A 753-nucleotide genomic window follows, 5' to 3' on the forward strand; every position below is an offset into this window, starting at 1 on the left:
AACGGACGGCGCTCACCATCGCCCTGCGGCCGACGGTCCTCACCACCACGGAACGGAGGCCGACGGTCACCATCACGTGACGGGCGGCGGTCGCCGTCACGCTCCGATCGACGGTCGTTCCCGCCGCCGTACGCACGGTCGCCATCACGACGCGGACGCTCCGAGCCACGCGGACCATCACCACGAGGAGGACGCCCGGCACCGTCCCGGTCGCCCTGTCCGGCCGGCCGCCGGCGCCCGTCGTCGAACGACCGGTCGCCGTCGCGGAAGGACCGACGGTCTCCGCGCGCCGACTGACCGCCGTCTCGACGAGCACGGTCCCCTTCCCGTCGCTCGAAGTCGCGAGGACCGGAGGCCCAACGACCGCCACCCTCGCCACGAGGACCGCGGTCGCCGTCACGACCCGGACGACCTGCGCGATCCCGGTCGTTCCGCTGCTGCTCGTCGTCGTTCGCCACCGTTGCTCCTCATCGCGTGCCCGTGCTGCAAGCCGGGCGATCGTCCGCTGTGTCGTTGTGGGTGCTGCACGGCCAGCCGTGCTCGCCGCCCAGTCCATCACGAACCAGACCGCGAGTCGAGCACCCTGCAGCACAAACAGATGTGGCCACCGGCCCCATGAGAACGAGGGTCTCCCCTGCGAGTTCTCGATGGAGGGCCGATGGCCACATCACTTACGTTGAGTCCGGCGGCGTCCTACTCTCCCACAAGGTCCCCCTTGCAGTACCATCGGCGCTGAGAGGCTTAGCTTCCGGG

Annotated in this window: 1 rRNA gene; it reads right to left on the bottom strand. The window is 70.4% G+C overall.

The annotated features are described in order from the left end of the window. Positions 1–680: 680 nt before the first annotated feature. Positions 681–753, bottom strand: a 5S ribosomal RNA gene (rrf, locus tag QUG93_RS15980); the annotation flags it as partial.

Origin of the sequence: Curtobacterium caseinilyticum, from assembly GCF_030363035.1 — a bacterium.
Taxonomy (GTDB): domain Bacteria; phylum Actinomycetota; class Actinomycetes; order Actinomycetales; family Microbacteriaceae; genus Curtobacterium; species Curtobacterium caseinilyticum.